Origin of the sequence: Microbacterium sp. B24 (assembly GCF_000333415.1) — a bacterium.
Classification (GTDB): domain Bacteria; phylum Actinomycetota; class Actinomycetes; order Actinomycetales; family Microbacteriaceae; genus Microbacterium.
Genome location: NZ_BADB01000422.1, coordinates 1 through 4,525, shown reverse-complemented (window position 1 = coordinate 4,525; position 4,525 = coordinate 1). Strand labels below are relative to the sequence as shown.

Genomic DNA, 4,525 nt, shown 5'->3' with positions numbered 1-4,525 from the left:
GACGCGACTGGCGCTGCATGAGAAGTTCGTGCACATGCTCGGGTTCCAGCAGCCCCGGCACCCCCCAGGGACTCCTCCTCCTCCGGGGTGCCCGGCACCGCCAGCTGGCCGAACTCCTTGCCGTCGTAGAGCACACGGTCGAAGTGGGCGACCGAGCCGAGCGCCTGGTAGGAGAACTCCTGTTCCAGCTCGTCCGAGGCTTTGTCTTCGCGCTCCGCCTCGGCGAGCAGAGTGTCTTCGAGCCCGTCGTCGTCGCCGCCCTCGCGGTCGAGAGCGTGGTCGCGCTCGCGCTCCATCTCCCCGGCGAGCGTGAGCAGCACCGGCACGTTGGGAAGGAAGACGGATGCCGACTCGCCCCGGCGCCTGGCCCGCACGAAGCGGCCGATCGCCTGCGCGAAGAACAGCGGCGTCGACGCGCTCGTGGCATAGACACCGACCGCGAGGCGAGGAACGTCGACGCCTTCTGACACCATGCGCACGGCCACCATCCAGCGGGTCGTCGCCGTGCCGAACGTCTCGATGCGGCCCGAGGCGGCCTTGTCGTCGGAGAGCACGACGGTCGGCGCCTCGCCGGTGATCTCGCGCAGGATCGCGGCGTACGCGCGCGCCGCCGTCTGATCCGTGGCGATCACCAGTCCCCCGGCATCCGGGACGTCCTGGCGCACCTCGCTCAGCCGGCGGTCGGCGCTGCGCAGCACCGCGGGGATCCAGTCGCCCTCCGGATCGAGGGCGGTGCGCCAGGCCTGAGCGGTCACGTCCTTGGTGTTGTCCTGACCGAGGTGGGCTTCCAGCTCGTCGCCGGCCTTCGTGCGCCAGCGCATCTTGCCGGCGTAGACGAGGAACAGCACGGGACGCACGACGCCGTCCGCGAGCGCGCGCCCGTAGCCGTAGTTGTAGTCGGTGCGCGAGAGGCGGATGCCCTTCTCGTTCGGGTGGTACTCGACGAACGGGATCGGTGCCGTGTCGCTGCGAAACGGTGTGCCCGACAGCAGGAGGCGGCGCGTCGCGCGACCGTATGCCTCGCGCAGCGCATCGCCCCAGCTGAGCGCGTCACCGCCGTGGTGCACCTCGTCGAGGATCACGAGCGTGCGCGCGTCCATCGTCAGACGTTGATGCACCGACGCCTTCACGGCGACCTGAGCGTAGGTGACGGCGACGCCGTGGAAATGACGAGCGGGCGCGCTCTGACGGTTGGTGAACCGCGGGTCGAGTCGGATGCCGACACGAGCTGCCGCATCTGCCCACTGGGTCTTCAGGTGCTCGGTGGGCGCGACCACGACGAGGCGGTCCACGATGCCGCGACGCAGCAGTTCACTCGCCAGACGCAGGGCGAAGGTCGTCTTGCCGGCGCCCGGGGTCGCGGCGGCGAGGAAGTCGCGCGGGCCGGAACCCACGCCGTCCGGTCCGTCGGCGGAGAAGTACGCCTCGAGCGCTTCGGCCTGCCACGCGCGGAGATTCTGCGCCGTTCCCCAGGGGGCGCGCTGCGGGAAGGCGGGCGAAAGGTGTTCGGCGGCGAAGCTGCCGAAGTGCTCCTGTCCTCGCTCGTCCGTCCCGTCCACGACTGACCACCCTAAACGACGCCTCCCCCACGGCGGCTCTCTGCGGGAAGGCCTCTGGCCGGTAGCCTCGAAGAAGACCACGAGTCAGGAGAGTCATGCGCAGGAACGAAGCCACCCCCGACGAGCACCGTTCGCCGTACATCCCCAACGAGAGCGCGCACCCCTGGCGTCGCATGGTCTCGATCGGCGACTCCTTCACCGAAGGCATCGGCGACCCCATTCCCGGCACGGCCGACGACCATCGGGGGTGGGCCGACCGCGTCGCCGAGGTGCTCGCCGCCCAGGTGGACGATTTCGCCTACGCCAACCTCGCCGTCCGGGGCAAGCTGATCGCGCAGATCATGGCCGATCAGGTCGAGCCCGCGCTCGCACTCAACCCCGACCTCATCACGTTCTCCGCCGGCGGAAACGACGTCCTGCGTCCCAATGGAGACCCGGACGCCGTGGCGCAGCAGTTCGAGGATGCCGTCGCCCGGCTGAGTTCTCAGGGTGCGACGCTTCTCGTCTTCACCGGTGTGGACACCGAGTTCACGCCGGTGTTCCGCGGCATCCGCGGGCGCGTCGCCATCTACAACGAGAACATCCGGGCGATCGCCGACCGCTACGACTGCATCGTGGCCGACCAGTGGGCGCTGAAGGAGGTTCAAGACATGCGGTTCTTCGACGACGACCGCCTGCACTACAACGCTCTCGGACACCACGAGATCGCCCGCATGGTGTTGCGCGCGCTCAACGTGCCGAACGATCTGCAGCCGATGCAGCCCGATCCCCTGCCGCAGCTCACCTGGCGCGAGGCGCGCACCAACGACCTCGTCTGGGCGCGCACGCACTTCGTTCCCTGGGTGCTGCGTCGCCTTCGCCATCAGTCCTCGGGCGACAACATCACCGCGAAGCGCCCCGAGCCGCTTCCGGTCCTGGTGGAGGCCCCGGGCCGCGATCGCGCCGCGGGGCCGGACCGGCAGGCCTAACGCAACGCCCAGAGCGCGACCGCCGCGGCGGCGGCGACGTTCAGCGAGTCGACGCCGCCCGCCATCGGGATCGTGACGACGGTGTCGGCCGCGGCCAGCGCCCGACGCGACAGCCCGTCGCCTTCGGCACCCAGAAGCAGCGCGACCTGCGGCGGGCGCGCAGCGGCGAACGCGTCGAGGGCCACCGCGTCGTCGGCGAGCGCGAGGGCGGCCAGGTGCAGCCCGGCATCGTGCAGCAGGTCGCGGCCGGCGCCCCATCCCCCGGCCGCGTCATCGGGAAGGCGGGTCCACGGCACCTGGAAGACCGTCCCCATGCTCACCCGGACGCTCCGACGGTACAGAGGGTCCGCGCAGCGTTGCGTGACCAGGACGGCGTCCGCACCGAGGCCGGCGGCGGCGCGGAAGGCGGCTCCGACATTGGTGTGGTCGACGATGTCCTCCAGCACCAGCACCAGCCGCGCCCCGGCGACGACCTCGCCGACGGACGGCAGCGGCGGCCGGTGCATCGCCGCGAGAGCTCCGCGGTGCACGGCGTAGCCGGTGAGACGCTCGGCCACGTCGTCATCGACCAGGTAGACGGGGGCGTCACCGGCGAAGGGCGCCGTGTCATCGAGCCACTTCTGCTGCACCAGCACGGATCGTGGCCGATGACCGGCGGCGACGGCGCGGGCGATCACCTTCGACGACTCGGCGATGTAGAGACCGCCCGCCGGCTCCAGCACACGCCGCAGAGCGACGTCGGTGAGGTCGCGGTAGTCCGCGAGACGGTCGTCGGCAGGATCGTCGATGCGCACCACAGGCATCCGTCCATGCTGGCACGCCCCGGACGCCGCGGCGACGGACCAGCGTGTAACCTCCGCGAAAAGCGGGACGCGTAGTCTCGAAGAGGGAGTGTGGGAGGGAGGACGCCATGTCGACGCTGCTGGATCACTCGTTCGAGGCCGGGCCGCACCTCGACCGTCAGGCGGCCGACGCGGTTGAGCGCGCCCTGGACGCCCTGTCCGGGCGGCGGATCGCGGTGCTCACCGGCGCGGGTGTGTCGACGGACTCCGGCATTCCCGACTATCGGGGCAAGGGTGCCCCCACGCGCACCCCGATGACGGCGCAGCAGTTTCTCTCCAGCGCCTCCTCGCGCCGACGCTACTGGGTCGGCAGCCACCTGGGATGGCGGGCTTTCGCCGCCGCGCAGCCGAACGACGGCCATGTCGCCCTCGCCGAGCTGGAGAGCCGGGGCATCGCGAGCGGGGTCATCACCCAGAACGTGGACGGCCTGCACGTGCGCGCGGGCAGCCGCCGTGTCGTCGAACTGCACGGCACGATGCGCCGCGTGCTCTGCACGCACTGCGGGCAGGTGTTCGATCGCCGCGACCTGGCGGCGCGCGTCGAGGCGGACAACCCCTGGATCACGGTGCCGGACGCGGTCGAGCTGGGCCCCGACGGCGACGTCCTCCCCTCTTCCAGCGACGGCTTCGTCGTGCCGAATTGCAGCGTGTGCCACGGGATGCTCAAGCCCGACGTCGTCTTCTTCGGCGAGTACATCCCCGTCGCCAAGTTCACCGAGGCCGAGCAGCTGGTACAGACCAGCGAGGCCCTCGTCATCGCCGGCTCGTCTCTCGTCGTCAACTCCGGCATCCGACTGCTCGAGCGCGCCCGACGTCGCAAGCTCCCGGTCGTGATCGTCAACCGCGGCCAGACACGCGGCGATGCGCGGGCGACGGTCAAGATCGACGCGGGCACGACCGAGGTGCTGCGCGCGTTCGCCCGCGCGCTGCCGGCGGCGCGCTGAACCCACGCCGACCTCGCCTAGGCTCGAAGCGTGACGACCCTCATCCTCGTGCGCCACGGCGAGACGGACTGGAACGCGATGCGACGCATCCAGGGCTCCACCGACATTCCCCTCAACGACACCGGCCGCGCTCAGGCGCGAGAGGTCGCCGAGCGACTTCAGCAGGAGCTCTCGGCGGTCGGGCCCGTGGTCGTCGCCTCGAGCGATCGTCG

The 4,525-nt window shown here is 70.9% G+C and carries 4 protein-coding genes and 1 pseudogene; 3 read left to right on the top strand and 2 right to left on the bottom strand.

Annotated elements, in window-relative coordinates; genetic code table 11:
- Nucleotides 1-1,559 (bottom strand): annotated as a pseudogene (locus tag I5I_RS12515) (DEAD/DEAH box helicase); the annotation flags it as partial.
- Nucleotides 1,560-1,654: 95 nt separating this feature from the next.
- Between I5I_RS12515 and I5I_RS12510 the strand changes: the two are divergent.
- Nucleotides 1,655-2,527 carry an SGNH/GDSL hydrolase family protein gene (locus I5I_RS12510; protein WP_036320188.1) on the top strand — a complete coding sequence of 291 codons (873 nt, stop codon included), beginning with the start codon at nt 1,655-1,657 and terminating at the stop codon, nt 2,525-2,527.
- On the opposite strand, the gene I5I_RS12505 is transcribed toward I5I_RS12510, so the two are convergent.
- Nucleotides 2,524-3,330, bottom strand: a complete 807-nt coding sequence (locus tag I5I_RS12505; RefSeq protein ID WP_036320185.1) for a TrmH family RNA methyltransferase — start codon at nt 3,328-3,330, stop codon at nt 2,524-2,526. The genes I5I_RS12510 and I5I_RS12505 overlap by 4 nt on opposite strands.
- Nucleotides 3,331-3,437: 107 nt before the next feature.
- Here I5I_RS12505 and I5I_RS12500 point away from each other — a divergent pair, with 107 nt between their 5' ends.
- A complete protein-coding gene (locus I5I_RS12500; protein WP_036320182.1) occupies nt 3,438-4,313 on the top strand; it encodes a Sir2 family NAD-dependent protein deacetylase in 876 nt (291 codons plus the stop codon).
- A 30-nt stretch (nt 4,314-4,343) separates the two neighbouring features.
- Nucleotides 4,344-4,525 (top strand): histidine phosphatase family protein (locus tag I5I_RS12495; protein WP_036320178.1); only part of this gene is annotated, 182 nt, incomplete at its 3' end.